Source organism: Streptomyces sp. NBC_00513, from assembly GCF_041431415.1.
In the GTDB taxonomy this organism is placed as follows: Bacteria; Actinomycetota; Actinomycetes; order Streptomycetales; family Streptomycetaceae; genus Streptomyces.
Window position 1 is genome coordinate 3,992,467 of sequence record NZ_CP107845.1, and the last position, 26,382, is coordinate 4,018,848.

23 protein-coding genes, 2 tRNA genes and 1 pseudogene are annotated in these 26,382 nt (G+C 69.5%); 4 read left to right on the forward strand and 22 right to left on the reverse strand.

What is annotated here, in order from left to right:
- Positions 1–118: 118 nt before the first annotated feature.
- From OHA84_RS18400 to OHA84_RS18425, 6 genes and pseudogenes are all read right to left on the reverse strand, one after another.
- Positions 119–856, reverse strand: a complete 738-nt coding sequence (locus tag OHA84_RS18400) for a class E sortase (protein ID WP_053675557.1) — start codon at positions 854–856, stop codon at positions 119–121.
- A 118-nt stretch (positions 857–974) separates the two neighbouring features.
- Positions 975–1,640: pseudogene (locus OHA84_RS18405) on the reverse strand (class E sortase); the annotation flags it as partial.
- Positions 1,641–1,792: 152 nt separating this feature from the next.
- On the reverse strand, positions 1,793–2,431 hold the full coding sequence (locus tag OHA84_RS18410; RefSeq protein WP_053675553.1) for an aminodeoxychorismate/anthranilate synthase component II: 639 nt from the start codon (positions 2,429–2,431) through the stop codon (positions 1,793–1,795).
- Complete coding sequence (locus tag OHA84_RS18415) at positions 2,428–2,604, reverse strand: hypothetical protein (RefSeq protein WP_030011120.1); 177 nt, start codon at positions 2,602–2,604, stop codon at positions 2,428–2,430. Before OHA84_RS18415 ends, OHA84_RS18410 begins: the two co-directional genes overlap by 4 nt.
- Positions 2,605–2,683: 79 nt before the next feature.
- Positions 2,684–3,466, reverse strand: a complete 783-nt coding sequence (locus OHA84_RS18420) for a class E sortase (protein ID WP_266970708.1) — start codon at positions 3,464–3,466, stop codon at positions 2,684–2,686.
- Positions 3,435–4,211 carry a DUF881 domain-containing protein gene (locus OHA84_RS18425; RefSeq protein ID WP_053675549.1) on the reverse strand — a complete coding sequence of 259 codons (777 nt, stop codon included), beginning with the start codon at positions 4,209–4,211 and terminating at the stop codon, positions 3,435–3,437. The genes OHA84_RS18420 and OHA84_RS18425 overlap by 32 nt, the downstream gene beginning before the upstream one ends.
- A 91-nt stretch (positions 4,212–4,302) precedes the next feature.
- Between OHA84_RS18425 and crgA the strand changes: the two genes are divergently transcribed.
- Positions 4,303–4,557 carry a cell division protein CrgA gene (gene crgA, locus OHA84_RS18430; protein ID WP_053675547.1) on the forward strand — a complete coding sequence of 85 codons (255 nt, stop codon included), beginning with the start codon at positions 4,303–4,305 and terminating at the stop codon, positions 4,555–4,557.
- A gap of 164 nt (positions 4,558–4,721) precedes the next feature.
- Here crgA and OHA84_RS18435 read toward each other — a convergent pair whose 3' ends face one another.
- Together OHA84_RS18435 and OHA84_RS18440 are read right to left on the reverse strand one after the other, a co-directional pair.
- A complete protein-coding gene (locus OHA84_RS18435; RefSeq protein ID WP_053675545.1) occupies positions 4,722–5,603 on the reverse strand; it encodes a rhomboid family intramembrane serine protease in 882 nt (293 codons plus the stop codon).
- Positions 5,604–5,779: 176 nt separating this feature from the next.
- A complete protein-coding gene (locus OHA84_RS18440; protein ID WP_053675544.1) occupies positions 5,780–6,307 on the reverse strand; it encodes a peptidylprolyl isomerase in 528 nt (175 codons plus the stop codon).
- Positions 6,308–6,482: 175 nt separating this feature from the next.
- On the opposite strand from OHA84_RS18440, the gene OHA84_RS18445 reads away from it, so the two are divergent.
- The gene (locus OHA84_RS18445; RefSeq protein ID WP_053675542.1) at positions 6,483–7,172 is read left to right on the forward strand and encodes a DUF5324 family protein; all 690 of its coding nucleotides are present in this window, start codon (positions 6,483–6,485) and stop codon (positions 7,170–7,172) included.
- Between the two features lie 120 nt (positions 7,173–7,292).
- Here the strand turns inward: OHA84_RS18445 and OHA84_RS18450 are convergent, their stop codons facing one another.
- The 4 genes from OHA84_RS18450 to OHA84_RS18465 all read right to left on the reverse strand — a co-directional run bounded on the left by OHA84_RS18450 (position 7,293) and on the right by OHA84_RS18465 (position 11,975).
- On the reverse strand, positions 7,293–7,823 hold the full coding sequence (locus OHA84_RS18450; protein WP_266970704.1) for a LysM peptidoglycan-binding domain-containing protein: 531 nt from the start codon (positions 7,821–7,823) through the stop codon (positions 7,293–7,295).
- 852 nt (positions 7,824–8,675) lie between these two features.
- A complete protein-coding gene (locus tag OHA84_RS18455) occupies positions 8,676–9,815 on the reverse strand; it encodes a Fic family protein (RefSeq protein ID WP_053675538.1) in 1,140 nt (379 codons plus the stop codon).
- Positions 9,816–9,883: 68 nt separating this feature from the next.
- Positions 9,884–11,647 carry a hypothetical protein gene (locus OHA84_RS18460; protein WP_266970702.1) on the reverse strand — a complete coding sequence of 588 codons (1,764 nt, stop codon included), beginning with the start codon at positions 11,645–11,647 and terminating at the stop codon, positions 9,884–9,886.
- A 255-nt stretch (positions 11,648–11,902) separates the two neighbouring features.
- Positions 11,903–11,975: transfer RNA gene (locus OHA84_RS18465), tRNA-Ala, on the reverse strand.
- 160 nt (positions 11,976–12,135) lie between these two features.
- Between OHA84_RS18465 and OHA84_RS18470 the strand changes: the two genes are divergently transcribed.
- Complete coding sequence (locus OHA84_RS18470) at positions 12,136–12,684, forward strand: transcriptional regulator (protein ID WP_053675533.1); 549 nt, start codon at positions 12,136–12,138, stop codon at positions 12,682–12,684.
- A gap of 94 nt (positions 12,685–12,778) precedes the next feature.
- Positions 12,779–14,164 (forward strand): serine/threonine-protein kinase, encoded by a 1,386-nt coding sequence (locus OHA84_RS18475; protein ID WP_266970700.1) that lies wholly within the window; start codon positions 12,779–12,781, stop codon positions 14,162–14,164.
- A gap of 82 nt (positions 14,165–14,246) precedes the next feature.
- On the opposite strand, the gene OHA84_RS18480 is transcribed toward OHA84_RS18475, so the two are convergent.
- The 10 genes from OHA84_RS18480 to dnaN all read right to left on the reverse strand — a co-directional run bounded on the left by OHA84_RS18480 (position 14,247) and on the right by dnaN (position 25,984).
- Positions 14,247–15,563, reverse strand: coding sequence for a hypothetical protein (locus OHA84_RS18480; RefSeq protein ID WP_107089370.1), 1,317 nt, complete (start codon positions 15,561–15,563; stop codon positions 14,247–14,249).
- A 145-nt stretch (positions 15,564–15,708) separates the two neighbouring features.
- Positions 15,709–15,843 (reverse strand): DLW-39 family protein, encoded by a 135-nt coding sequence (locus OHA84_RS18485; protein WP_208809277.1) that lies wholly within the window; start codon positions 15,841–15,843, stop codon positions 15,709–15,711.
- Between the two features lie 145 nt (positions 15,844–15,988).
- A tRNA-Ile gene (locus OHA84_RS18490) sits at positions 15,989–16,062 on the reverse strand.
- A gap of 153 nt (positions 16,063–16,215) precedes the next feature.
- Positions 16,216–16,764 (reverse strand): DUF3566 domain-containing protein, encoded by a 549-nt coding sequence (locus OHA84_RS18495; protein ID WP_234350344.1) that lies wholly within the window; start codon positions 16,762–16,764, stop codon positions 16,216–16,218.
- An 87-nt stretch (positions 16,765–16,851) separates the two neighbouring features.
- Complete coding sequence (gene gyrA, locus OHA84_RS18500; RefSeq protein WP_053683919.1) at positions 16,852–19,473, reverse strand: DNA gyrase subunit A; 2,622 nt, start codon at positions 19,471–19,473, stop codon at positions 16,852–16,854.
- A gap of 41 nt (positions 19,474–19,514) precedes the next feature.
- On the reverse strand, positions 19,515–21,569 hold the full coding sequence (gene gyrB, locus OHA84_RS18505; protein WP_053683921.1) for a DNA topoisomerase (ATP-hydrolyzing) subunit B: 2,055 nt from the start codon (positions 21,567–21,569) through the stop codon (positions 19,515–19,517).
- Positions 21,570–21,989: 420 nt separating this feature from the next.
- Positions 21,990–22,565: a DUF721 domain-containing protein gene (locus OHA84_RS18510; protein WP_371591414.1), complete on the reverse strand. Its 576-nt coding sequence runs from the start codon at positions 22,563–22,565 to the stop codon at positions 21,990–21,992.
- A complete protein-coding gene (gene recF / locus OHA84_RS18515) occupies positions 22,562–23,698 on the reverse strand; it encodes a DNA replication/repair protein RecF (protein WP_266948588.1) in 1,137 nt (378 codons plus the stop codon). The genes OHA84_RS18510 and recF overlap by 4 nt, the downstream gene beginning before the upstream one ends.
- Before the next feature lie 101 nt (positions 23,699–23,799).
- Complete coding sequence (gene gnd / locus OHA84_RS18520) at positions 23,800–24,675, reverse strand: phosphogluconate dehydrogenase (NAD(+)-dependent, decarboxylating) (protein ID WP_053683925.1); 876 nt, start codon at positions 24,673–24,675, stop codon at positions 23,800–23,802.
- A 178-nt stretch (positions 24,676–24,853) separates the two neighbouring features.
- The gene (gene dnaN / locus OHA84_RS18525) at positions 24,854–25,984 is read right to left on the reverse strand and encodes a DNA polymerase III subunit beta (protein WP_053683927.1); all 1,131 of its coding nucleotides are present in this window, start codon (positions 25,982–25,984) and stop codon (positions 24,854–24,856) included.
- Positions 25,985–26,382 lie beyond the last annotated feature (398 nt).

Sequence of the window (26,382 nt, forward strand, 5' to 3'; positions counted from 1 at the left end):
CCATCGGGAGGGGGCCGGGCCCTTTCGTCACTTGCGCCCCAGGGGCGCCCACAGGGCCCTTCCAGGGCCGTCCGGGGGCATCCCGGGAGATGGGGGCCCGGGGGGCCGGGGCGGGACGTCAGCGCAGTTCCGCCGGCGGGGTGCGGTCGCCGTCCACCTTCTCGGTCCGCTGCAACTCGCCCCAGACGATGTACCGGTACTTCGAGGTGTACACCGGTGTGCAGGTGGTGAGCGTGATGTAGCGGCCGGCGACGGTCCGGCCCGACTCCTTCGGGATCGGGCTGAGCACGTCCACGTTGTACTTCGAGGTCTGGCGCAGCTCCGCGAAGACCTTGTACACGTACCAGGTGTCGCGCGTCTCGAAGACGATCGCGTCGCCGTCGCGCAGCTTGTCGATGTTGTGGAACTTGGCGCCGTGCCCGTCCCGGTGCGCCGCCAGCGAGAAGTTGCCCTTGGCGTCCCACGGCAGCGCGGACTTGACCGGCTCCGTGTAGTAGCCGGCGACCCCGTCGTTCAGGACGTCCGGGGCGATGCCCGGCTTGACCAGCACCTCGCCGTTCTTCATCGCGGGCACGTGCAGGAAGCCGATGCCGCCCTGGGTGTCGAGCGCCCCCGGCGCGGCGGGCTTCTGGTCGGAGGGAGCGGGCGAGCGCTGCCACTGCTCGCGGACGGCGTCGCCCTTGGCCGACGCGTGCCGGTCGGCGAGCACGTTCGTCCACCACAGCGAGTAGGCCACGAACAGGCCCAGGACCAGTCCGACCGTGATCAGGAGTTCGCCCAGCAGGCTCAGGAAACCGGCGAGCACACCGCGGTTGCGGCTCGGCGGTGCGGAACGGCGACGGCGGGCACGAGACACTGCGGATTCGTCCTCTACGACGTACGAGCGGTCAGGCGGCTCTTCACGGGCCCTCGCGGGCCCCGCCGGCTCTCCGGGGGCTCTTGGTTACGGGCTCTCACGGACTCTCACGGGGCTCTCACGGGCTCTTCAGCGCGGGCGGAACGCCCTGGCTGCGGGGGCGTTCCTCGACCATCCTGCCCCATACGATCATCCGGTAGGTGCTGGTGAACTCGGGGGTGCAGGTCGTCAGTGTGAGGTACCGGCCCGGGGTCGTGAAGCCGGAACCCTCCGGCACCGGCTTGATCACCGACACGTTCGCGGGCGAGGTCTGCGCCAACGCCGAGGTCATCTCGTACGTGTAGTACGCGTCCCGCGTCTCCACCACGATCGGGTCGCCGGGCACCAGCTTGTTGATGTAGCGGAACGGCTCCCCGTGGGTGTTCCGGTGTCCGGCCACCGCGAAGTTGCCCTGCTTGTCCGCCGGCATCGCCGTCTTCAGGGAGCCTTCGGAGTAGTGCCCGACCAGCCCCTTGTCCAGCACCTTGGGCTTGCTGATGCCCTCGGCCACCGGCACCTTCACGTCCAGCTTCGGGATGTACATGATCGCGAACCCCTGTCCCGGCTCGAAGGCCTCGACCTGCGGCGCGGCGGCGGCGCCCGGGTTGCGTTCCCAGTTCTGCCGCAGCGATCCGGCGGCTCCGTCCACCGCCCGTTCCGCCAGCAGGTTCGTGTACCAGAGCTGGTAGGTGACGAACAGCAGCATCACGAGGCCCGTCGTGATGAACAGCTCCCCGAGCGCCCGGGTGAGCACCACCAGCGGGCCGCCCGAGCGTGGGGGCCGACGCCGGCGCCCGCCCCGCCTGCGCCCCCGCGCGTGGGAGCGCTTCGCGGCCTCCTGCGCCGCCCTGCGCCGCGCGGCCCGTCCCTCCGTGGGCACGGACGGCGCGACCGCCGTCACGCGACGGCCTTGCCCACCACCGGGGCCAGCCCCACCGAACGCCCGACGGCCCCGGTGTCACCGCAGCGCACGAGCCAGTTGGCGAGCATCCGGTGGCCCCACTCGGTCAGCACCGACTCGGGGTGGAACTGCACGCCCTCGACGTCGTGCTCCCGGTGCCGCAGCCCCATGATGATGCCGTCCTCGGTGCGCGCGGTGACCTCCAGCACGTCCGGCAGGGTCAGCGGCTCGGCGGCGAGCGAGTGGTAGCGGGTCGCGGTGAACGGCGACGGCAGTCCCTCGAAGACCCCGAGCCCCTCGTGCGTCACGGGCGAGGTCTTGCCGTGCAGCAGCTCGGGAGCGCGGCCCACGACCCCTCCGTAGGCGACGGCCATCGACTGCATGCCGAGGCAGACGCCGAAGACCGGCACACCGGTCTCCGCGCAGTGCCGCACCATGTCCACGCAGACGCCGGCCTCCTCGGGGGTGCCGGGTCCGGGTGACAGGAGCACGCCGTCGAAGCCGTCCTGCGCGTGCGCGAGCTCGACCTCGTCGTTGCGCAGGACCTCGCATTCGGCGCCGAGCTGGTAGAGGTACTGGACCAGATTGAAGACAAAGCTGTCGTAGTTGTCGACAACCAGAATGCGCGCGCTCACGGAGTGGCTCCCGATCCCTCGTCCACCGTCACATCGTTGAACGGAAGGAGCGGCTCGGCCCACGGGAAGACGTACTGGAAGAGCACGAAGACCACCGCGAGGACCAGTACGAGAGAGATCAGCGCGCGGACCCACGCGTTGCCGGGCAGGTGCCGCCAGATCCAGCCGTACATTCCGTCCGCGTCCCTTTCGTCCCACGCACCGCGGGGGCGGTACCGCAACAGACTAAAGGCAGCGGCCCGACGACAGGGGTCAGCTCGACAAACCCTCGGGTTCGCCCTCGGCGGCTCCCCGGGTGCCCGTGAGTTCGGCCCAGACGATCAGCCGGTGGCTGTGGCCCCATTCCGGATCGCAGGTGGTCAGGGTCAGGTAGCGGCCGGGGGTGGTGAAGGGGGAGCGCGCGGGCACCGCGTCGACCACCCCGGTCTCGTCGGGCAGGGTGCGCAGCGGCGCGGCCCGGACCGTGTACGTGTACCAGGTCGTCGCGTCCTTGAGGATCACGCTGTCCCCCGGCCGCAGCTCGGGGATGTCCTTGAAGGGGTCCCCGTACGTCCGCCGGTGCCCGGCGACCGCGAAGTTCCCGGTCTCGCCGAGCCGGCCGCTGCCCGGGTAGTGGCCGAGGCCCTTCTTGAGCAGCTCGGTGCCGGTGCCCTCCAGCACGGGCTTGTTCCAGTCCCGACCGAAGCGGGGCACGTACATCTCGGCGAAGGCCCGGCCCTCGGGGGTCCGCGCCGGTTCCGGCCGTGTCGAGGGCCGTGTCGAGGGACCCGTCGAGGGACCCGTCGAGGGACTCGGGGCGGCGGTCGTCGGCACCGGAGCGGGGGCCGGTGCGTGGGCGGCGGGCGCGGCCCAGCGGTCGCGCATCCGGGCCATCTCCCCGTCCATGGCCCGGTCGGCCTTGACCCCGGTCCACAGGAGCACGTACACGACGAACAACACGATCACCGTGCCGACGGTCAGACACACCTCGCTGAACGTCCGTACCAGCAGCCGCAGTACGACGTCAGGGCGTGGCGGACTCCACGGGCTTCGCATAGTGGAGGTCCACTGTGCCGGAGTAGGCGGGGAGTGTCAGCTCCTTGTGCTCCTCCACTTTCCAGCCGAGCCCGTACGCGTTCACGTACAGCTGGTAGTTCTGCAGGGCGGGCGAGGCGGCCAGGGCCTTGCGCAACGCGCGCGGATCACCGACGGCCGACACCTTGTAGGGGGGCGAGTAGACCCGGCCCTGGAGGATCAGCGTGTTGCCGACGCAGCGCACGGCGCTGGTGGCGATCAACCGCTGGTCCATGACCTCGATGCCCTGGGCGCCACCGAGCCACAGCGCGTTCACCACGGCCTGGAGGTCCTGCTGGTGGATGACGAGGTCGTTGGGCTGCGGTTCGGGAACGTTGGGGATGCGGGCCGTGGCGTTCGGCGGCGCGTCGTTGAGCGTGACCGTCAGACCCTTGCCGGAGAGCTCCTCGGTGCCCGAGGCTGTGCGCAGGGCGGCCAGCTTGGCGTCCTCGGCCCTGGTGCTCCCGTCGTCGCGCTCCGCGAGGGCGTCCACCTGGTCGCGCACGGTCGCGGTGGTCCGCTCCAGCTCGGCGTTGTCCTGGCTGCGCTCGTGGATGAGGTCGGACAGCTTCAGGAGTGAGCCGTCCGTGCGAATGTTCGTACCCTTGGACGTGTTGAAACTGGTGACGAAGATGAGGCCGGCCAGGGCGAAAACGGCAGCGGTCAACAACCGGACGGGCCTGGCCCGGCCACGGGGACCCGCGGAGGAGTCGTCGGAATTGCTCAACGTAGCCTTCTCCTTCAACGCCACAGGTCCACTACGCTAACGGACGCCCGGGGCAGGCAAGGTCCCCAGCGCATCGACAGGAGAGCCCCTCGTGCCGAAGTCACGTATCCGCAAGAAGGACGACTACACCCCGCCGCCCACGCGGCAGGCGCAGACGATCAGGCTGACGAACCGGAGCTGGGTGGCCCCGGTCATGCTGGCCTTCTTCCTGATCGGTCTGGCCTGGATCGTCGTCTTCTACGTGACCGATACCCAGCTGCCGATCGAGTCGCTGGGCAATTGGAACATCGTGGTCGGATTCGGCTTCATCGCGGCCGGGTTCGGCGTCTCCACGCAGTGGAAGTAGCCTTCCCCACGCGGTGTGGGTAGTCCCGCGCGCCCGGTCACAGCACTAGCGCAGCGGGACCACCCTGGGAAGCTCTCCCCATGAGTTATCCACAGCGTCATCCACACCTGAGGAAAAGACAGAAGATCTGTGGATAACTCTGTGGAGAGTTGACGCCGGTGTGATCAGGTGAGTGCGGTCAGTTGGGCCGTACGGACCACGATCACACCCATGACCAGGAGAAACACCGCCGCGCACGTCCCCCACTGGATCAACGCCCGCTTTCTGCCCGCGGCGGGCAGGAGCATCCCCAGTGCCACCAGCGCACCGGTGACCAGGCCGCCGATGTGGGCCTGCCAGGACACCTCGACGTCCCCGATCCGCACGAAGGTCAACAACAGCATCAGACCGACCATGATCAGGACCGGACGCATCTCGTAGCGCAGCCGGCGCGCCAGTACGACGGTGGCGCCGAGCAGTCCGAAGATGGCGCCCGACGCACCGAGGGTCTGGGTGGACGGCCCGGTCAGCAGGTAGACGAGGGCGCTGCCGCCCAGGCCCGACAGCAGGTAGAGGGTCAGGTAGCGGGCCCGGCCCAGGGCCGCTTCCAGGGGACCGCCGATCACCCACAGGGCGATCATGTTGCCGATGATGTGCCACCACTGGGTGTGCAGGAACACCGAGGTCAGCAGGCGGTGGTACTCGCCGCCGGCGACGCCGTGGAGCGGTCCGCCCCAATAGTCGACGTAGCCGCCGAGCAGCTCCAGGGGGAGGACGATCCCCGGCGCCAGGAGGGTCGCGAAGAACAGGGCGACATTGACGCCGATGAGGATCTTGGTGACGAGGTGCGGGTCGGCGGCGACCACGCCGCCGGCGATGGTGCGCGGGGCGTTCGCGGTGGGACGGTGGCCCGTGCCGGAGCCCTCCCGGACGCATTCGGGGCACTGGAAGCCCACCGAGGCGCTGATCATGCACTCGGGACAGATCGGACGCTCGCAGCGGGTGCAGCTGATGCCCGTGCCCCGGTCCGGGTGGCGGTAACAGCCCGGCAGACGGTCGGTGTCCATCGGTCCCCTCGATCGGTGGCGAGGCGGATGGTGCCACCCCGCCGGTCCGGTAGGTGTCCAGGTATGTATCCAGGACGGACGGGCGGGGCGAAAAGGTTCCCGGGGGCCGCGGTCGTCGGCTCCCGGCCGGGGCCGACCGGTCCCGGAGCCGCGGTCGGGCGTCTCCCCGGTCGGGGTCAGCGCTTCTCGATCACGACCGACTGGATGATCACGTCGTCCAGCGGGCGCTCGGTGCGCGGGTTGGTCGGCAGTCCGGCGATGGCGTCCACGATCTTCTGGCCGGCCTTGCCGGTGACCTCGCCGAAGATGGTGTGCTTGCGGGTCAGCCAGGCGGTCGGCGCGACGGTGATGAAGAACTGCGAGCCGTTGGTCCCCGGCCCGGCGTTGGCCATGGCGACCAGGTACGGCTTGGTGAAGGCCAGGTCGGGGTGGAACTCGTCCGCGAACTGGTAGCCCGGACCGCCCGTGCCGTTGCCGAGCGGGTCGCCACCCTGGATCATGAAACCGCTGATGATCCGGTGGAAGACCGTGCCGTCGTACAGCGGGTCCGTGGTCTTCTGCCCGTCCGTGGGTCGCGTCCACTCGCGGGCGCCGGTGGCGAGCTCCACGAAGTTCCGCACGGTCTTGGGGGCGAAGTTCGGGAGCAGCTCGATCTCGATGTCGCCGTGGTTCGTCTTCAGGGTGGCGTAGAGCTTCTCGGCCACGAATCTGCCTTCCATAGTCATCACTGTCGGTACAGATACTCCCACGGGGTGCTTCCACGCACAGAAATCCTCCACTCGGATGCCCTGTCACGCATGCCGGTCGACGGTAAGGCAGGCATGATCCGACAAAGGGTGGAAAGGTGAACTGTGTCCGCCACCGAGGAGGAGGAACCCCGTGACCCGCAAGGACAGCGTGCACGCGGCAGCCGAGAGCGCCAGGGAGAGCATGCGGCACGCAGCGGAAGTGGTGGCGCCGTACGCAGGAACCGCCAAGGACGCCGCTGTGCACTATGCGCATGAGGCGAACGAGCTGCTGGCGCCCAAGATTTCGTACGCGGCCGGCGAGGCTGCCCGGCACGCGCGTACGACGTACGACTCCCATCTGCACCCCCACATCAAGGCGGCGCGCTCCCACGTGCCGCCGAACGTGGACCGGGCCGCGACGAAGGCGGTGAAGCAGACCCGGCGCGCCGCGCGACAGGCAGCCGAGTACACCCAGCCGCGACTCGAAAGCGCGCTCGCCGCGGCGCAGCCGGTGGCCGAGGAGGCCGCCTCCCGGTCGACCGCCGCCTTCGCCGCCCTGCGCGGCCAGGTGTCGGCCGAGGAAGTGCGCAAGCTGGTGCGGCGCCAGAAGCGCCGGGCCCGCACGGGCCGGGTGTTCAAGGGCGTTCTGCTGGTCGGCGTCGTCGCCGGCGGGGCGTACGCGGCCTGGAAGTGGTGGGACCGTCAGTCGAACCCGGACTGGCTCGTCGAACCGCCGGCGGCCACCGAACTGTCCTCCCGCGACTCCGCTCCGGCGAGCTTTGACGACGAGCTGGCGGCGAAGGAGCAGGAGGCCCGCTCGGCCGGCGACGACCAGCAGTAACGGGAGTCGCCCGACAGTCGGGAAGACACGGCGAGGGGCCCGGATCGAGATCGATCCGGGCCCCTCGCCGTGCCCGTCGCCCGCGGTCGGTCGGGGCCCGCGGTCGGTCGGGGCCCGCGGTCAGTTGGGGAGGGTGAGCACCATCCCCGGGTGGATCAGGTCGGGGTTGGACCCGACGACTCCCCGGTTCATGGCGTAGAGCTCGCGCCAACGCGCCTCGTTGCCGAGCTCGCGGCGGGCAATCGCCGACAACGAGTCGCCGGACTTGACGGTGTACGTGCGCTTCTTCGCGACGGGCGCCGGCTTCGGCATGGGCGCCGCCGGAACCGCCTTGTGCGCGGCGGACGCCGGGGTGGGCGTGTGGTGCGCCACCGGCCCGGCCGCCGGGGGCCTGGGCGCAGCCGGCGCGGGCCTCGGCGGCGCGGCGGGCCGCAGGGGAGCCGGCGCGGGCTTCGGGGGAGCGGCGGCGGCCATCCGGTCGGCGGCCGCCTTGGTGGCCGCGGCGGCGTCGGTGTACTTCCCGCCGAGGTCGTTGGGCGCGTCCGGGGTGGCGGGCTTCGCCGCCGCCTGCTGTTCCACCTGCTCCTTCGCCGTCTCGGCGGCGTCGTGCGCCTTCTTCTTGTCGGACTTCAGGAAGTCGAAGATTCCCATGGTGTGTACGCCTCCGGCGTGGTGTCGCCCCCTGGCACAGTGCCTCCCTCCACTCTCGGCCACCCGGCGCCGACCGGCCGGGTGACTGAGCCGACCGGGGGACACCGCGGGCCGGACGCCCCCGGGGGTTCGCGGTCCCCCTGACGGACACGGCGGGCGGGTCGGGGGCTCTCGGCAGGGCGCGACCACGAGACCGCCGGCAACCAGCTCCCGTCCGCGCACCGGGCCTTCGCGCGCGGCCCCGGAAAGGCCGGCCGGCACAGCGCGACGCACCCCGTCGACGATCCGTCGACTCTCCCCGGCGGCGGGCGCGCCCCGCTCGGTGCCGGGTCGGCCACCGTTTCCGGCGACCGACCGCAGCGGTGCCCGCACCCCGCCGCGCACACGAAAAAGGCGTCAACACGTCAACCATCCCGAGACCTACCAGCGCATCCTCCAGGCCAAGGCAGAGCGCGAAGAGGCCCGTCGTCGAGAACAGGCGGCACAGGAAGCCCGGCAAGCGGCGCAACTGCGTCAGAAGGAGGCCGTCGCGCTCGCCATCGCCTGCGGCTACTGCCGATCCCCCTCCGAGGCAGCCTGCGTCATCCCAGGTACTGGAGAAGCCTTCAAACGGATCTTTCACCAGGCGCGTTATGCGCTCGCTGTCCATGCGGTCGAGGCTCAACAAGGGACCTGCCCGTCATGTGGCGCTCAACGCGGTGCGCTCTGCCAGACCAGCTCCGGGGGAAACGCCGGCAGTGCTCACGCGGCTCGCCGCCGCGCCTCCCAATAGGCCCGCCGTGCACTCAGGTCCGGGCGGTACAGGCGGGAAGCCGCTGCAACTAACGGACGGGAAGGGATCCCCCTGATCCGTCAGCCTTGAGAGTACGGATCGGAGTAGGGCTCCAACGACTGTCGCACAGCCTGTTGGACCGTCTCGATGCGTGCCCCCGGAGCATAGGAGCGGGCACGGGTCTGTCCGTGCGCGACGAGCCAGCCACGGCGAACCAAGTCACGAAGGTCGCGAATCGCCTGCTGGTCCGAGAGTTCGGCGTCGTGCTGATAAACCGCCCGCCGTACGCGAGATCCCCAGAATGCGGGCAGCAAGGCATACACAACACGTTCGTCCATGCCATCTGCCGCGGCCTCCTCGCCTAGCCTGATCCAGGCCCTCGCAAGGAGATCCGTACGACGCTGCGCGACCTGCGCCTGCCGGTGGTGTGCACCCAGGCAGAAGCGGATCCACGGGTGCGTGTCTCGCTTCGGGCTCCAGGCCGGGCCACCGACTTCCTGCAGCACGTTGTAGTAGCCGTAGGTGTTGCGGCCGTACCCGAGCCACTCCTCAATGGAGGAGAACTCTGGTGGCATCAAGGCCTCACGGGCGAACACGAGGGTGGAGATCGAGCGCGACATGCGCCCGTTTCCGTCCTTCCAAGGGTGAATATTGACCAGGTTGAGGTGCGCCATGGAGGCTCTTACGTGCACGGGAGCATCCAGGTCACCATCGTTGAGCCAGTCGATCAGCTCGTTCATGAGCCCGGGCACCTGCTCGAAATCCGGTGCCGTGTAGGCAGGCACAAGGGGATCGTCGGGGCTGGTGACAAACACCTGTCCATCCCGCCATCGACCGGGCCGCTTGTCCAGATGATGGCCCTGCAACATGAAGTGCAGGCCGTTGAGCAGACCCCCGTCGTACCGAAACCCTGGACCTGCATCCGACAGAGCCTGGATGTAGGTCATGGCCCGCTGGTAACCCTCCAGTTCTACCCTCGTCCGTTCCTCGGTCTCCAGCGGCTCCTCACCCGACATCAGCGCCTCGACGTCATCCACGGTCGCGGCATAGCCCTCGATGGTGTTCGAACCAGCAATCGCGCGAGCCGTCAGGTTCCGCCGTAGCTGTCCCTGCCAGCGCGGCTGCGCACGCAGCTGATGCCGCAAGCGCTGCCGCATCTCCTCGATCTCGCCAAGGACACGGCGGTCGTCGTCATCCAGAGAAGGAGTTCCATAGAGCATGACTCGATGACAGCATGACTGAATGATTCAGTCAATTTTTCATCCCATGCCGTTACATCCCGAGGCCCTTACACCTGGCCGTCCGAGCCATCGACGAACAGGACGCTGAGTGCGTCCAGAATCCATTCCCCGCTGGTCACGGTGACCCCATCCCGTGTCACCGGATGGACGAGCATCCCCGTGGCCGCGAGCACCGCCAGAGCTGCCTCCTTCACCCCGAGGGCGGGAGCCAGCCGTAAGTGCAGCCGGTGAAGTCTGGCCGCGTCCCGCGCAATGATCTTCCCCTCGAAGTGCCAGTCGGGAGCCCCTTCCCGGGCTTGCTCAAGGAGCCCGAGCTCCGCAGGAACCCTGCGCGGGTCCCAGGCATCCGGGTGGGCATGTAGCCAGGCGACGACAGCCGCCAGATCATCATGGCCGGGGGCGGTCACCCCGGCCGCGGCAATCGATGCCGCGACAGGGGGCGGCAATCCCTCCCTGAGTTGCGGAATGCTCGTGTCGATCGGGTTGAGATCAAGAACGCTGTAGAACAGCGCACGAGTCATCGCCGCCGGGCCGTTGCCGGCGATGGCACTGAATGGCTTGAGTTCCCACTCGGTTTCGGCAACTGCTCGTTGAGCATCGCCCTCGAACCTGTTGACCGCGTAGGTACTCATGTGTGCGCGGGGAGCGCGGGGGTTCTTCTGAGCTGCTTCTGCTGCGGCACGCGTCGCACGCCACACGAGGTTGTAGATCTCCCCGAGGGGCCGGTGTTCGGCGACCTTGTAGGCCGCATCGCCAAGTCGAGCACCATGGTTCTCCGGAACCGGAGGCAGGTTCAGCTCCTCCAGTCGGTTGGTGAAGTAACGGAGCGCCTCCTCCGCGATGAGTTCCCGCGCGAGCGCCAGCAGCTCGTCCTGCTGCGTCGCGCTCATGAGGGCCGGACCCAGGGCGGCGGCGAGGTCGATGTCGAGCTGTTCGGCCGCCTTCCCCTGGCTCGTGCCGAAGGGGGCGTAGTACCGAGCCCTCAGCGGATGGAAACTGCCGTTGAGTTCGGGCGCAGCAAGGGCATCCAGGTCTCCTCCGGCGTCCCGTAGTGCGTGCTCGAAACTGGCTGGGTCCCAGACGAATGCCTCAGCCGGGCTGGTGGGATGAATCTTCAGCAGCTCGGCCCTGACCAGCGATCCCAGTAACTCGGTCACCTCACCCATGTCCGGGTACAGGGGGTCGAGCCAAGCTCCGATATCGGCGATCGGGGAGGTCGAGGAGGCGTACCTCAGGAGTGCCAGAGTCGCGACCATGTCCTTGACGGAGACAGAGAGCGGCTCCGTGCGTTCGCGGGGAAAGACGGTCGCATAGCGCTGTGCGACAACCTCCTTCTGGACTTCGGCCCACGCGGCGCCGGTGTCGTGGAGGACCTCCTGCTGCCGCGTCCTGGCTCTGCCGGCCTCCCTCTTGGCCTTGCGCGCCGGATCGAGGACCACGCGCACTGCGGAAAGTAACGACTCCGTGCACTCCACACAGGCGGAATCCTGGCCGTCGCACACCTGCTGGAAGGCCGTCCGTGAAGTGAGGCTCAATGCTTCCCCGCATTGGCTACACGTCCGCCCCGGGACCACGGCGCGGACGCCGGCCGCCGCGACGGCATAGATCTGGTGTCCCCATCCCGCAGTGTCGATGTCCTTGACCTTCTCGCACCACACAGGAGTACCGAGCTCCGGGGAGAAGCCTGCCAAGGCCCAATAGCGCTCACCAATGACGACGAGATCCGGGTCGGCCCCGGGATTCGGGACGAGCTCCGGAACGAGCTTGCCAAGATCTTCAAGTACCGACTGTGGGTCGGGAAGGTCGCTCACGCCGCTCACTGTAGGGCGGGAACCCGACCGCGCGGGATCAAATGAGCTGCCCTGCTCGCCATGACTTCAGGGCCGAACCCGGCGCCTTCCCGATCCGCTCACCCAGTCCTGCAGCCACCAGGAGATCCACCAGACAGACCTCCCGCACGACTGCCGCGTTTTGTCCGTTTGGCCGTGTTGGCGCGTCAACGAGGCCAAACGGACAAAAGACCCCCTTGACTTGCGTTTCCGCAGGTCAAGGGGGTCTTCGCGATGTGGAGCCTAGGAGATTCGAACTCCTGACATCTGCCTTGCAAAGGCAGCGCTCTACCAACTGAGCTAAGGCCCCGAAAAGTGGACACGGCCGCCCCCGGAGAAGGAGTGGTCGTTCCGCAGAACAGAGTACCGGGTGTACCCCCTCATCCCGCAAAATGATAGGGACTCCCGCCCCGCGACCACTCTCCGTAAGATGCTCGCGAGGTTCGCACCAGCGAAGGGGAGTAGTAAGAGTGGACGCTGTACAGCAAGAGGCCACGGCCAGAGCCAGAGAGCTTCAGCGCAGTTGGTACGGGGAGCCGTTGGGGGCGCTCTTCCGCCGGCTCATAGATGACCTCGGCTTGAACCAGGCTCGCCTCGCTGCCGTCCTCGGGCTTTCGGCGCCGATGTTGTCCCAGCTGATGAGCGGCCAGCGCGCCAAGATCGGCAACCCGGCCGTGGTCCAGCGGGTCCAGGCCCTGCAGGATCTCGCCGGTCAGGTGGCCGACGGAAGCGTCAGCGCGGGGGAGGCCACCGACAGGATGGACGAGATCAAGAAGACCCAGGGGGGATCCGTCCTCAGCAACAGCGGGCAGACGGCGGCCGGTTCGGGCGCGCCCACCGTCAAGCGGGTCGTCCGTGAGATCCAGTCGCTGCTGCGCTCCGTCTCGGCGGCCGGGGACATCATCGACGCGGCGGAGACCCTCGCCCCCAGCCATCCGGAACTGGCAGAGTTCCTCCGGGTGTACGGAGCGGGTCGCACCGCCGACGCCGTGGCGCATTACGAGTCGCACCAGAACTGAGTCACGGCGGACGACGACTGGCGACCGACGACCGACGACTGGCAACCGACAACTGGCAACTGGCATCCGGCGACGACGGGGGACGGGCACAGCGATGGGTGAGGTCTTCGCGGGCCGGTACGAGCTGATCGACCCGATCGGTCGGGGTGGAGCGGGCGCCGTCTGGCGTGCCTGGGACCACCGCCGCCGTCGGTACGTCGCCGCGAAGGTCCTCATGCAGAGCGACGCCCACACCCTGCTGCGGTTCGTGCGCGAGCAGGCCCTGCGGATCGATCATCCGCACGTGCTCGCGCCGGCCAGTTGGGCGGCGGACGACGACAAGGTCCTGTTCACCATGGACCTGGTCGCCGGGGGCTCGCTCGCCCACGTGATCGGGGACTACGGCCCCCTGCCGCCCCGGTTCGTGTGCACGCTGCTCGACCAGCTCCTGGCGGGACTGGCGGCGGTCCACGCGGAGGGCGTCGTCCACCGCGACATCAAACCGGCCAACATACTGATGGCGGCCACCGGAACCGGGCGGCCGCACCTGCGGCTGTCCGACTTCGGCATCTCCATGCGCAAGGGTGAGCCGCGGCTCACCGAGACCAACTACGTCGTGGGTACGCCGGGTTACTCCGCCCCCGAGCAACTCCTCGGCGCGGAGCCCGACTTCCCCGCCGATTTCTTCGCCACCGGCCTGGTCGCCCTGTACCTCCTCCAGGGGCGCAAGCCGGACGCCCAGGCACTGGTGGAGCACTTCCTGGCGCACGGCACCCCAGATGCCCCCGAAGGCGTCCCCGCGCCCCTGTGGGACGTCATCGCGAACCTCCTGCAACCCGATCCCCAGAGCCGGTTCAGAACCGCCACAGGGGCCCGCAAGGCCCTTGCCGAGGCCATGGAGCTGCTTCCGCCCGCCGCGCCGGACGAGGAGCCGGTGGAGGTGTTCGACCAACTCGGCCCGCTCCCCGACGGTTTCGGCCCCCATGGGCCGCAGAACACCAGCGCGGTGACCCCCGGGAGCGGCCCCACCGCCGCCGTGGTCCCACACCCGGCCACGGGGCCCGGTGGGACCACCCCGACGGACCCGCGCACGGGCGCCGTGGCACCGCCCCCGCTCCTGCCCCCGGACCGGACCCCGTCGTCGGCCGCGCCCGCACCCGTCCACACCCCGACGCCCACCCCCGCCGCGTACGCGACGCCGCCCGCGCCCCTCGACGCGTTCGGGCCGCCCCCCACGGCGTACGGCCCCTCCGAGACGGGCAGTTTCCACCTGCCCCCGCCGGCCGCACCCGAGCCGGCCCTCACCCCGCTCGGCGCCGAAGCACCGGCCCGGCCCGCCCGGCCCGCAGCGGCCTCACCGACCGGCCCGACGACGCCCCCCGGCCCGGCCGCGCCCCGCGCCTTCCGGATCGCCCCGCCCCCGGCGAGGGTCACGGTCGGCATCCTCGCCGCCGCGCTCCTCTGCTTCGCGGTGGGCGCCTGGGCACTGACCCGCCTCTGACCCACCCGCGTCCACCCGTCCCCCCGGGGAAACCCCGGGCCCCGGAAACCCCAGAACCCCCGGAAGCCCCGTCCCCCGGAAGCTACCGGCGTCCCGCCCCGTCACCCCGCCGGGACAGCAGGATCCATCCCCCGAGCACGAGCAGCAGCACCGTCCCCGCTCCGAAGCCGCCGGTGGCCACCACCCGCATCACCGAGCGGTTGTCCTCGGCCGCGGCGGCCTCCGGCCCGGTGAGCCCCTCCTTGGCGGCGGTGCGGTCGGCGGCGTCCACCCCGAACCCGGCCGCGCTCAGGCTCTCCCGGTACGCCGGCGCCTTCCCGGGGGTCCCGAGGACGTCCATCCGCAGGGTCAGCGGCACCGGTACCGCGTCCTCGGTGAACTCCCCGACCTTCCCGCCCAGCGTCACGGCGACGTAGTACCAGCCGGCCACGCGCGTCCCGCGCATCTCCGCGTCGTCGGAGAAACGGTTCTCGTACGCCACCGGAGCCGTCTTGGGCAGCGTGATCCCGGCCTGCTTGCCGTCGTAGGAGGTCGCCTTGGAGTCGACCAGCGCCCGGTAGGGGCTGTAGACCGACACCGTGAGGCCATTGGACGCCGAGCCGTACTCCTTCGTCATCCTGGCGGCCGCGATCTCCGCGCCGATCCCCAACTGCTGTCCCCAGTCCAGCGGGACGCGGTAGTACCGGGTCTGCCCGGGCCGCAGGTCGTCGCGCCACACCCCCGTCCCGAGGGCGCGCGCGTCGTTGAAGCCGGTGCCGCCGGTCCGGGCGAGCGAGGCACCGCCGGGCAGGGTCGGCGAGGCCGAGGGCCAGACGCTGGGCGCGACCGTCGGGGAGCCGCCGCCGAGGGCCGGCTCGCGCAGGACGAGGAGTTCGACCGGCCAGCGCCCCCGATCGGAGTCCTTGGCCGCGGTGCGCGTGACCTTCGCGTAGTAGGTGGCGGCGGCCTGGCACTCGCCGTCCTCCTTGACCCGCCGGACGGCCGCCGCGCTCACCGGGACGGGGTCGTAGCCGAAGCCGGCCCGCGCGTTGCCGGAGCAGCGGGTCCCCGCGCCGGAGATGATCTCGACCTCGATGCCGTCGCCGTAGCCGACCTTGGCGCCGGCGGGCGGGCGGACCACCGCGGAGACGTACACGTCGGACGTGGCGTCGAGCCGGAGTTGGTAGAAGCGTTCCTCCGGGCCGATGGTGTCCTCGTGGACCGTCCCGATCTCCAGCGGCGCGGTGTCCGCGGTGGAGGGCCTGCCCTCGACCCGCTTCGCACCGTCCGCCGCGCGGTACGTCGGCACCGGCTGCGGCGCCGTGCCCGCCGCCCACGCGGCCCCCGGCAGCGCCGCCACGAGCCCCAGCCCGGCGACCCCCGCCAGCACGACGCTCCGTATCCGACGTCCCCGATCCATCACACGCACCCCGAGTTTGCTAGCGCAAGCAAATTCTTTGCATATTGCAAGCTTCATCACGAAACAACACGCAGAACAGCACACAGAACAGCACAAAGCCCCGGCAGCAGCGGCAGCCGGGGCTTCATGGGATCAATCGTGGGTCTCACACGCCAGAACCAGAAGGCACGGAGTCGGTTGCCTCCGTCCACAGGTCCTGCTCGGCACGGTCCGCCTGGATCTGGCGGTACACGAGGAGCCCGCCGATGGCGGCCAGTGCGACCAGGAGCAGCTTCTTCACCGCGCGACCTCGTCTTTCGTTGACGTTGGGGACTTCTGGCGCCCAACAATACACACCGACCGATACCGATCGGTTATCTGGGAACCCCTCAACTGGCCCAACGACAAAGACCCCCAGGCCGGGGGCCTGGGGGTCTTCGACACTGTGGGGCTAACAGGATTTGAACCTGTGGCCTCATCCTTATCAGGGATGCGCTCTAACCAACTGAGCTATAGCCCCATCCGCGCTGCGCGCTGACTCCTGAAGGTTAGCGCACACACCCGGTAGGTCCAAAATCCGTTCCCGGGGGCTCTCCGGAGGTCGACCCGGGGGACGCCACGACGGCGTCCCCGCAGGTCAGTCAGCCGGTGAGCCGGCCCTCGAACGGGTCGGTCACTCGTCCTCGGCCAGCGTCAGCTCGACGCCTCCGACGAAGCCCGCCGACAGGTTGTAGATGAACGAGCCGAGCGTCGCCAGCGCCGTCATGAGCACCACGTCGATGACCGCGATCACCGAGCTGAAGATCAGCACGCGGGGCAGCGAGAGGAACGACTGGAGGTCGAACCCGTTGCTCTCGTTCGATCCGGTCGCCTCGCTGATCGTGCCGCCGACGGTCGAGAAGACGCCCATCGCGTCCATGACCATCCACAGCACCACCGACGCGACGACCGTGCAGACACCGAGCGCGATCGACAGGAGGAAGCTGACCTTCATCACCGACCACGGGTCGGCCTTGGCCACCCGCAGTCGCGCCTTGCGCGTCCGGGGCGCCGTACGGGCCCCGGTGCGCGGCCGGCGCTGCGTGTCCCCGGCCTGGCCCCCGCGCGCCGCCCCCGGGCCCGAGGGCGCCGAGTAGGCCTGCGGGGGCTGGTAGGGCTGACCGCCCCGGTTCTGACCGGCGTCGGTCGGCGACTTCGGCTGCGATCCTCGGGTATCCGTCACGGTTCCCCCCTGGGAGTCCGCGGCGGGGCCACGGGCACCGTTCGCTCCAGTCTTGGCCGGTCCGGCGCCCGCGGCTCCACTCACGACTTACTCCTCGTGCTCCCCAGCCGAGGGCTGCGTGCCCTCGGCGGCCTCGGCGGCCTGTCCGTCGGCCACCTCGGTCCCGATCTCGTTCTCGATCTCGTCGACCTCGTCGACCTCGTCAGCTTCCTGACCGGCCTCCGCGTTGCGCGCGATGCCGACCACGGCGTCGCGCTTACCCAGGTTGATCAGCTGGACGCCCATGGTGTCACGGCCGGTCTCCCTGACTTCGTTGACTCGCGTACGAATCACACCACCGCTGAGCGTGATGGCGAGAATCTCGTCCGTTTCGTCGACCACCAGCGCGCCGACGAGCGAACCGCGATCCTCCACGATCTTCGCCGCCTTGATGCCCAGTCCACCACGACCCTGGACGCGGTACTCGTCCACTGCCGTCCGCTTGGCGTAGCCGCCGTCCGTCGCGGTGAACACGAACGTACCCGGCCGCACCACGCTCATGGAGAGCAGTTCGTCCCCACCTCGGAAACTCATGCCCTTCACGCCGGACGTCGCGCGTCCCATGGGGCGCAACGAGTCGTCCGTCGCGGTGAAACGGATCGACTGCGCCTTCTTGCTGATGAGCAGGAGGTCGTCGTCGGCGGACACCAGCTCCGCGCCGATGAGCTCGTCGTCGCTGCCGTCCTCCGTCTCGCGGAGGTTGATGGCGATTACACCACCCGAACGGGGCGAGTCGTAGTCCTTGAGGGCCGTCTTCTTCACCAGGCCGCCCTTGGTGGCCAGGATCAGGTAGGGCGCCGCCTCGTAGTCGCGGATCGCGAGGATCTGGGCGATCTTCTCGTCCGGCTGGAAGGCCAGCAGGTTCGCCACGTGCTGCCCGCGCGCGTCACGGCCGGCGTCCGGGAGCTCGTACGCCTTCGAGCGGTAGACACGGCCCTTGTTCGTGAAGAACAGCAGCCAGTGGTGCGTGGTGGACACGAAGAAGTGGTCGACCAGGTCGTCCTGCTTCAGCTTCGTGCCGCGCACGCCCTTGCCGCCGCGCTTCTGCGAGCGGTAGTCCTCGGTCTTGGTCCGCTTGACGTAGCCGCCGTGGGTGATCGTGACGACGATGTCCTCTTCGGCGATCAGGTCCTCCATGGACATGTCGCCGTCGAAGGGGACCAGCTTGGAGCGTCGGTCGTCGCCGAACTTCTCGACGATCGCCGCCAGTTCCTCGCTGACGATCTGACGCTGGCGCTCCTCGGAGGCCAGGATCGCGTTGTACTCGTTGATCTTGGCCTGGAGCTCGTCGTGCTCGGCGACGATCTTCTGCCGCTCCAGGGCCGCGAGGCGGCGGAGCTGCATCTCCAGGATGGCGTTGGCCTGGATCTCGTCGATCGACAGCAGGCCCATGAGGCCCTCACGGGCGATCTCGACCGTGTTGCTGCGCCGGATGAGGGCGATGACCTCGTCGATCGCGTCCAGCGCCTTGAGCAGACCGCGCAGGATGTGGGCGCGCTCCTCCGCCTTGCGCAGGCGGAAGCGCGTGCGCCGGACGATGACCTCGATCTGGTGCGTCACCCAGTGGCGGATGAACGCGTCGATCGACAGGGTGCGCGGCACTCCGTCGACGAGCGCCAGCATGTTGGCGCTGAAGTTCGACTGGAGGTCGGTGTGCTTGTACAGGTTGTTCAGCACGACCTTGGCGACGGCGTCGCGCTTGAGGACGATCACCAGGCGCTGGCCGGTCCGCGAGGAGGTCTCGTCGCGGACGTCGGCGATGCCGCCGACCTTGCCGTCCTTCACCAGGTCGGCGATCTTCTGCGCCAGGTTGTCGGGGTTGGTCTGGTACGGAAGCTCCGTGACCACCAGGCACTGGCGGTTCTGGATCTCCTCGACCTCGACCACCGCGCGCATCGTGATGGAGCCGCGCCCGGTCCGGTACGCCTCCTCGATGCCCTTGCGGCCCACGACGAGGGCGCCCGACGGGAAGTCCGGGCCCTTGATCCGCTCGACGAGCGCGTCCTGGAGCTCCTCGTGGGAGGCCTCGGGGTGCTCCAGCGCCCACTGGGCACCGGCGGCGACCTCGCGCAGGTTGTGCGGCGGGATGTTGGTGGCCATGCCGACGGCGATGCCGGCGGAGCCGTTGACCAGGAGGTTCGGGAAGCGCGCCGGCAGGACCGTCGGCTCCTGGTTGCGGCCGTCGTAGTTGTCCTGGAAGTCGACGGTCTCCTCGTCGATGTCCCGGAGCATCTCCATGGCCAGCGGCATCAGCTTGCACTCGGTGTAGCGCATCGCGGCGGCCGGGTCGTTGCCCGGGGAGCCGAAGTTGCCGTTGGAGTCCACGAGCGGCATGCGCATCGACCACGGCTGGGCCAGACGGACCAGGGCGTCGTAGATCGAGCTGTCGCCGTGCGGGTGGTACGTACCCATGACGTCACCGACGACGCGGGCGCACTTGTAGAAGCCCTTCTCGGGCCGGTAGCCGCCGTCGTACATCGCGTACAGCACACGACGGTGGACCGGCTTGAGGCCGTCCCTCACGTCGGGCAGGGCGCGGGAGACGATGACGGACATCGCGTAGTCGAGGTAGGAGCGCTGCATCTCGGTTTCGAGCCCGACGGGCTCGATGCGCATGACGGGCTGCTCCTCCGCGGGGTTCTCCGCGGTGGGGGTGGTTTCATCGGCCATTGCTGGTCAGAAGTCCTTTCAGGCGGTCAGCGAAGGCCGACTCAGATGTCGAGGAACCGAACGTCCTTGGCGTTGCGCTGGATGAAGGAGCGTCGGGCCTCGACGTCCTCGCCCATGAGCACCGAGAAGAGGTCGTCCGCCTGCGCGGCGTCGTCCAGGGTGACCTGGCCGAGCACGCGGTGGTCCACGTCCATGGTGGTGACGCGCAGTTCCTCGGCGTTCATCTCGCCCAGACCCTTGAAGCGCTGGATCGAGTCTTCCCTGATGCGCTTGCCCTGGCCCTTGCCGAGCTCGACGAGGGCGTCGCGCTCGCGGTCCGAGTACGCGTACTCGAAGTCGTCCCGACCCCACTTGATCTTGTACAGCGGGGGGCGCGAGAGGTAGACGTGCCCGGCCTCGACCAGCGGCCGCATGAAGCGGAACAGGAATGTCAGCAGCAGGGTGTTGATGTGCTGGCCGTCGACGTCGGCGTCCGCCATCAGGATGATCTTGTGATAGCGGAGCTTCTCGATGTCGAAGTCCTCGTGCACACCGGTACCGAAGGCACTGATCAGCGCCTGGACCTCGGTGTTCTGGAGGATCTTGTCGATACGGGCCTTCTCGACGTTCAGGATCTTGCCGCGGATCGGCAGGATGGCCTGGTACATCGGGTTGCGGCCGGACTTCGCGGAGCCACCGGCCGAGTCGCCCTCGACGATGAAGATCTCGCACTTGGTCGGGTCGTTCGACTGGCAGTCGGACAGCTTGCCCGGCAGCGAGGCCGACTCCAGCAGACCCTTGCGACGGGTGAGGTCACGGGCCTTGCGGGCGGCGACGCGGGCCGTGGCGGCCTGGATCGACTTGCGGATGATGTCCGCGGCCTCGACCGGGTTGCGGTCGAACCAGTCGTTGAGGTGCTCGTGGACGACCTTCTGCACGAAGGTCTTGGCCTCCGTGTTGCCCAGCTTGGTCTTCGTCTGGCCCTCGAACTGGGGCTCGCCCAACTTGACCGAGATGATCGCCGTCAGACCCTCGCGGATGTCCTCGCCGGCGAGGTTGTCGTCCTTCTCGCGGAGCAGCTTCTTCTCGCGCGCGTAACGGTTCACCAGACCCGTCAGGGCCGCACGGAAGCCTTCCTCGTGCGTTCCGCCCTCGTGGGTGTGGATCGTGTTGGCGAAGGAGTAGACACCCTCGGTGTACTGCGAGTTCCACTGCATCGCGATCTCGACCGAGAGGAGGCGTTCCTTGTCCTCGGCCTCGACGTCGATGACGGTCGGGTGGATCATCTCGCCCTTGCGCGAGTTGAGGTACTTCACGAAGTCGACGATGCCGCCCTCGTAGTAGTACTTCACCGTGCGCGCCTGGTCGTCGTCGGACTCCTCGGCGGAGTCGGCGCCGACGGTCGCCTTCGCGGACTCGCGCTCGTCGGTCAGCGACAGGGTCAGGCCCTTGTTGAGGAAGGCCATCTCCTGGAAGCGCCGGGAGAGCGTCTCGAAGGAGTACTCGGTGGTCTCGAAGACGTCGGGGTCGGCCCAGAAGGTGACCGTGGTGCCCGAGTCGGTGGTCTCCTCGTTCTTCGCGAGCGGGGCGGTCGGCACGCCCAGCTTGTAGTCCTGGGTCCAGCGGTAGCCGTCACGCTTGACCTCGACCGAGACCCTCGTCGACAGCGCGTTCACGACGGAGACACCCACGCCGTGCAGACCACCGGAGACGGCGTAGCCGCCGCCGCCGAACTTGCCGCCCGCGTGCAGCACGGTGAGGACGACCTCGACGGCCGGCTTCCCCTCGGACGGCACGATGTCGACGGGGATGCCGCGACCGTTGTCGATGACGCGTACACCGCCGTCGGCGAGGATCGTGACGTCGATGGTGTCCGCGTGCCCGGCCATGGCCTCGTCGACCGAGTTGTCGACGACTTCCTGGACGAGGTGGTGGAGACCACGCTCACCGGTCGAACCGATGTACATGCCGGGCCGCTTGCGGACCGCGTCCAGGCCCTCGAGGACCTGGATCTGATTGCCGGTGTACGCAACGGGGTCACCGTTGTCGCCGGCTGTGGACTGGTTGTCGTTGGGGTTGCCGGAATCGGCCACGAAGCGCCCTTTCTGGCACAGCACAGGCCGAACTCCGGGCCAGCAGGCATGCAAGCAGGAGCGGCTGCGTCGATCTGCGTTGTCAGCGTGTATCAGCTGAATCCCGCGAACGCGCGGGATTCGGTTCAGTCTACCGGTACCACGGACCTGAATGGGGGTTTGCGGGTACCTGAGTCCGCATGTGCCGCCCTGAACCTCCACTCTCCGACTCCCCATATCCGGGGAGGGGCTCAAAGAGGCTCACACGGGCATTGAGCGCTTCGGCCTGTCAACCTCTCGCTACGGTGAGGGACACCACCCGCGGGAGCGCCCGCGGGGTCGTTCGCGGACCCGCCCCGACCCGGCCGAAACCCGCCCGTCGCCGGACCGTCTCCGCGCCGTGATCACCGTGCGCGGTCGGGCGCCGCGCGGGCGCGCGAGGACACCGCCCGCGGGCGGTGTCGCTCACCCGTAGGTGTCGCCAGGCCCCGTACTGCCCGGCGCACGCCAGGGCCCGTGCCGTTTCGGCCGGCCACCCGGACCCGACACCTTGATCATCCGTACGGTGCCCTGCCCCAGCTCAGCGTTCAGCCGCGCCACGAGCTGCGGAGCCAGCAGTTTCAGCTGCGCCGCCCACGCCGAGGAATCACACCGCACATGAAGCTCACGGTCCTCGTACCGCTCCGGTTCACAGTGCGCGGCGATCTCCGGGCCGACGATCTCCGACCAGCGTTCCATGACGCCCGCCACCGCCATCGGCATCTCCCAGCCGCGTTCCGTGCGCAGCCGGTCCAACGCGGCCATCAACGGCATCGGGTCCCTGCCGTCGGCGCGGGCGCCGGATCGCAGACCGGGCTGCTGTCGGCGGTTCTTTCCCGTCGCCGCGTTGCCGCGGGCCCGCGCCTGTTCGCGCGCCGCCGCGAGCGCCTGTCGCGCCAGGTCCACCCCGGAGGGTTCCGGGGCCTTGCGCTCCGGCTGCCTCTGCTCCGGTCGCTTCTCCCCGGGGCTCTTCTCCCCGGGGCTCTTCTCGTGATCGCTCACAGTCGGGTCACCTCACCGCCGGACACCCCGAACCGCGTCCCCGCCAGCACCCCCGGGACGTCGTCGTCGACCGCCGCGGTCACCAGGACCTGTTCCCCGGGGGACACCAGTTCGGCCAGCCGCTCCCGGCGCCTGCTGTCCAGCTCCGCGAACACGTCGTCGAGGATCAGCACCGGCTCGCTGCCCTCGGAGCGCAGCAGCTCGTACGAGGCCAGGCGCAGCGCCAGCGCGTACGACCAGGACTCGCCGTGGCTCGCGTAGCCCTTCGCCGGCAGCTCGCCGAGCCGCAGCAGCACGTCGTCGCGGTGCGGCCCCACCAGGGTCACGCCCCGCTCGATCTCCTGCTTGCGCACGTCGGCGAGCGCCGCCAGGACGACCTCGTACAGGGCCTCGCGGGTGCGCGCCTCGCCGCTGTCCACCGCCTCGCCGGCCGAGGACTTGTACGTCAACCCGAGCGGTCCGCCGCCGGGCGCGAGCTGCTCGTACGCCTTGTCGGCCAGCGGCAGCAGGGTGGAGATCAGGTCGAGGCGTTGGGCCAGGAGTTCCGCGCCCGCGCGGGCGAGGTGCTGGTCCCACACGTCGAGGGTGGACAGGTCCATGGACCGGCCGCCGTGCCGGCGCGCCATGGCCGCCGACTTGAGCAGGGTGTTGCGCTGCTTCAGCACGCGTTCGTAGTCGGAGCGGACGGCGGCCATGCGGGGCGAGCGGGCGGTGACCAGCTCGTCGAGGAAGCGGCGGCGCTCCCCCGGGTCGCCCTTGACCAGCGCCAGGTCCTCGGGCGCGAACAGCACCGTCCGTACGATCCCCAGCACGTCCCGGGGCCTGACCTGCGAGGACCGGTTGATCCGGGCCCGGTTCGCGCGGCCCGGGTTCAGTTCCAGTTCGACGAGCTGCTGCCGTTCGCCCTGGGTGACGGCGGCTCGGATGACGGCCCGCTCCGCGCCCATCCGCACCAGCGGGGCGTCCGAGGACACGCGGTGGCTGCCCAGGGTGGCCAGGTAGCCGATGGCCTCGACGAGGTTGGTCTTGCCCTGGCCGTTCGGACCCACGAAAGCGGTGACGCCCGCACCGAGGGGAACCTCGGCCCGGGCGTACGAGCGGAAGTCGGCCAGTGAGAGATGCGAAACGTGCATGTGGCGCCGACCTCCCCCGGCTTCCTGCTTCTCGCTGTGGTGCTGTGGTCGTGTGGTGCGGCCCGGTGGCACGGCCGCACCGGGCCGCCGGGCCTTCCCGACTAGACCTTCTCGACCGCGTGGCCGCCGAACTGGTTGCGCAGCGCGGCGATCATCTTCATCTGCGGGGAGTCGTCCTGGCGGGACGCGAAGCGGGCGAACAGCGACGCGGTGATCGCGGGCAGCGGCACGGCGTTGTCGATGGCCGCCTCGACCGTCCAGCGGCCCTCGCCCGAGTCCGCCGCGAAGCCGCGCAGCTGCTGCAGGTGCTCGTCCTCGTCCAGCGCGTTCACGGCGAGGTCCAGCAGCCAGGAACGGATGACCGTTCCTTCCTGCCAGGACCGGAACACCTCGCGGACGTCGGTGACCGAGTCCACTGCCTCCAGCAGCTCCCAGCCCTCGGCGTAGGCCTGCATCATGGCGTACTCGATGCCGTTGTGGACCATCTTCGCGAAGTGGCCGGCGCCGACCTTGCCCGCGTGCACGGAGCCGAAGTCGCCCTCGGGCTTGAGGGCGTCGAACACCGGCTGGACCGCGGCGACGTGGTCCTTGTCGCCGCCGTACATCAGCGCGTAGCCGTTCGCCAGGCCCCACACGCCGCCGGAGACACCGCAGTCGACGAAGCCGATGCCCTTGGCCTTCAGCTCCTCGGCGTGCTTCTCGTCGTCGGTCCAGCGGGAGTTGCCGCCGTCCACGACGACGTCGCCGGGCGAGAGCAGCTCGCCGAGCTCGTCGATGGTGGACTGCGTCGCCGCGCCTGCCGGGACCATCACCCACACCACGCGGGGGGCCTGCAGGCTGTCCACGAGTTCCCGCAGGCTGTGGACATCGGCGAGGTCAGGGTTGCGGTCGTATCCGATGACGGTGTGGCCTGCGCGGCGGATGCGCTCGCGCATGTTGCCGCCCATCTTGCCGAGACCGACGAGACCAAGCTCCATCAGGTGGTTCCTTAAGCGTTGTGGCCGTCTGTGCCGGGGGCCCTGGAGTACCGGGGTCCGCCCCGGGATCCGAGCCTACGCCGGGCCGCGCCCCGGGGCGCCACGGACGCCCCGAACGTGCGCCGGACGCCGTCGGGCCCGGCCTCGCGGTGGCGAGGCCGGGCCCGACGGGACGAACTCAACCGGACAGGCGCACCGGCATGATCAGGTACTTGTAGGCCTCGTCGGCCTCCGCGTCGATCGCCGGGCGGCCGCTGAGCAGCGCCGGCTTGGTCGACGTGGTGAAGCTGAGCTGCGCGACGGGCGAGTCGATCGCGCTCAGACCGTCCAGCAGGAAGGTCGGGTTGAAGGCGATCGAGATGTCGTCGCCGTCGAGCTTGGCGTCGACGCGCTCCACAGCCTGTGCGTCGTCGGAGGAACCGGCCTCCAGGATCAGCACGCCCTGCTCGAAGCTGAGGCGGACCGGGGTGTTGCGCTCGGCGACCAGGGCCACGCGCTTGACGGCCTCGACGAAGGGCGCCGTCTCGATCACCGCGATGGAGTTGAACTCCGTCGGGAAGAGCGTGCGGTACTTCGGGAGGTCGCCTTCGAGCAGCCGGGTGGTGGTGCGGCGGCCCGCGCCCTCGAAGCCGATGAGGCCCTCGCCGGCGCCGGATCCCGAAAGGGCCAGGGTGACGGTGTCGCCGCTGGTCAGGGACTTGGCGGTGTCCAGGAGCGTCTTGGCGGGCACCAGGGCCACGGCCGAGGCGTCCGGGTTCTCCGGCTTCCAGAGGAACTCGCGGACCGCGAAGCGGTAGCGGTCGGTGGAGGCCAGGGTGACGCGGTCGCCCTCGATCTCGATACGGACACCGGTCAGCACGGGCAGCGTGTCGTCACGGCCGGCGGCGATGGCGACCTGGGCCGCGGCGGAGGCGAAGACCTCGCCGGGCACGGTGCCGGTCGCGGTCGGCATCTGCGGCAGTGCCGGGTACTCCTCCACAGGCAGGGTGTGGAGTGTGAATCGCGAGGAGCCACAGACCACGGTCGCCCGTACACCGTCTGTGGAAATCTCCACCGGGCGGTTGGGCAGGGCCCGGCAGATGTCGGCGAGCAGCCGGCCGGAGACCAGGACGGTGCCGTCCTCCTCGACGTCCGCCTCGACGGAGACGCGGGCCGAGACCTCGTAGTCGAAGCCGGAGAGCGACAGGGTGCCCTCCTCGGCCTTCAGCAGCAGGCCCGCGAGAACGGGTACCGGCGGCCGGGCCGGGAGGCTGCGGGCCGCCCAAGCCACCGCCTCCGCGAGTACGTCGCGTTCCACCCGGATCTTCACCGGAACCGCCTCCTGCTGTTGCTCGCTCGTCTGCCGGCCTTCGTCATCGGCTCGATGGCTCGCTGTCCCGACGGACCGAGGCCTCGATGCCGGGGACCAGTCTGACGTACGGCGCCGACACTCGTTGCTGCCGGCGGTCAAGTCGGAAGCGAGGTGTCGGGGCGGGTGTCCTCCGAGTTGTGCACAGGACCTGCTTGAAAACCGAATCCGAGCTAACTCTCTATGGGGGTAGTAGTAGGGCCTGTGGAAACGGTGGATAAGCCCGTTCTCGCAGGTCAACCCGCGTTTTTTATCCCCACACCCTGTGGGCGACACCGGTGGACAACACGGTGTCTCTGTGGAGAACGGAAAGTTCTGCACAGGCCGTCCCCAGATGACCCTCACTACTCCACAGGTGC

Bases quoted from the DNA above. Each gene is read 5' to 3' on its own strand.
- recF (WP_266948588.1), bottom strand. From the start codon at position 23,698: ATGCACGTTTCGCATCTCTCACTGGCCGACTTCCGCTCGTACGCCCGG.
- OHA84_RS18480 (WP_107089370.1), bottom strand. From the start codon at position 15,563: ATGGATCGGGGACGTCGGATACGGAGCGTCGTGCTGGCGGGGGTCGCC.
- OHA84_RS18450 (WP_266970704.1), bottom strand. From the start codon at position 7,823: ATGGGAATCTTCGACTTCCTGAAGTCCGACAAGAAGAAGGCGCACGAC.
- OHA84_RS18455 (WP_053675538.1), bottom strand. From the start codon at position 9,815: ATGCTCTATGGAACTCCTTCTCTGGATGACGACGACCGCCGTGTCCTT.
- OHA84_RS18420 (WP_266970708.1), bottom strand. From the start codon at position 3,466: ATGCGAAGCCCGTGGAGTCCGCCACGCCCTGACGTCGTACTGCGGCTG.
- gyrA (WP_053683919.1), bottom strand. From the start codon at position 19,473: ATGGCCGATGAAACCACCCCCACCGCGGAGAACCCCGCGGAGGAGCAG.
- gnd (WP_053683925.1), bottom strand. From the start codon at position 24,675: ATGGAGCTTGGTCTCGTCGGTCTCGGCAAGATGGGCGGCAACATGCGC.
- OHA84_RS18475 (WP_266970700.1), top strand. From the start codon at position 12,779: ATGGGTGAGGTCTTCGCGGGCCGGTACGAGCTGATCGACCCGATCGGT.
- OHA84_RS18415 (WP_030011120.1), bottom strand. From the start codon at position 2,604: ATGTACGGCTGGATCTGGCGGCACCTGCCCGGCAACGCGTGGGTCCGC.
- OHA84_RS18435 (WP_053675545.1), bottom strand. From the start codon at position 5,603: ATGGACACCGACCGTCTGCCGGGCTGTTACCGCCACCCGGACCGGGGC.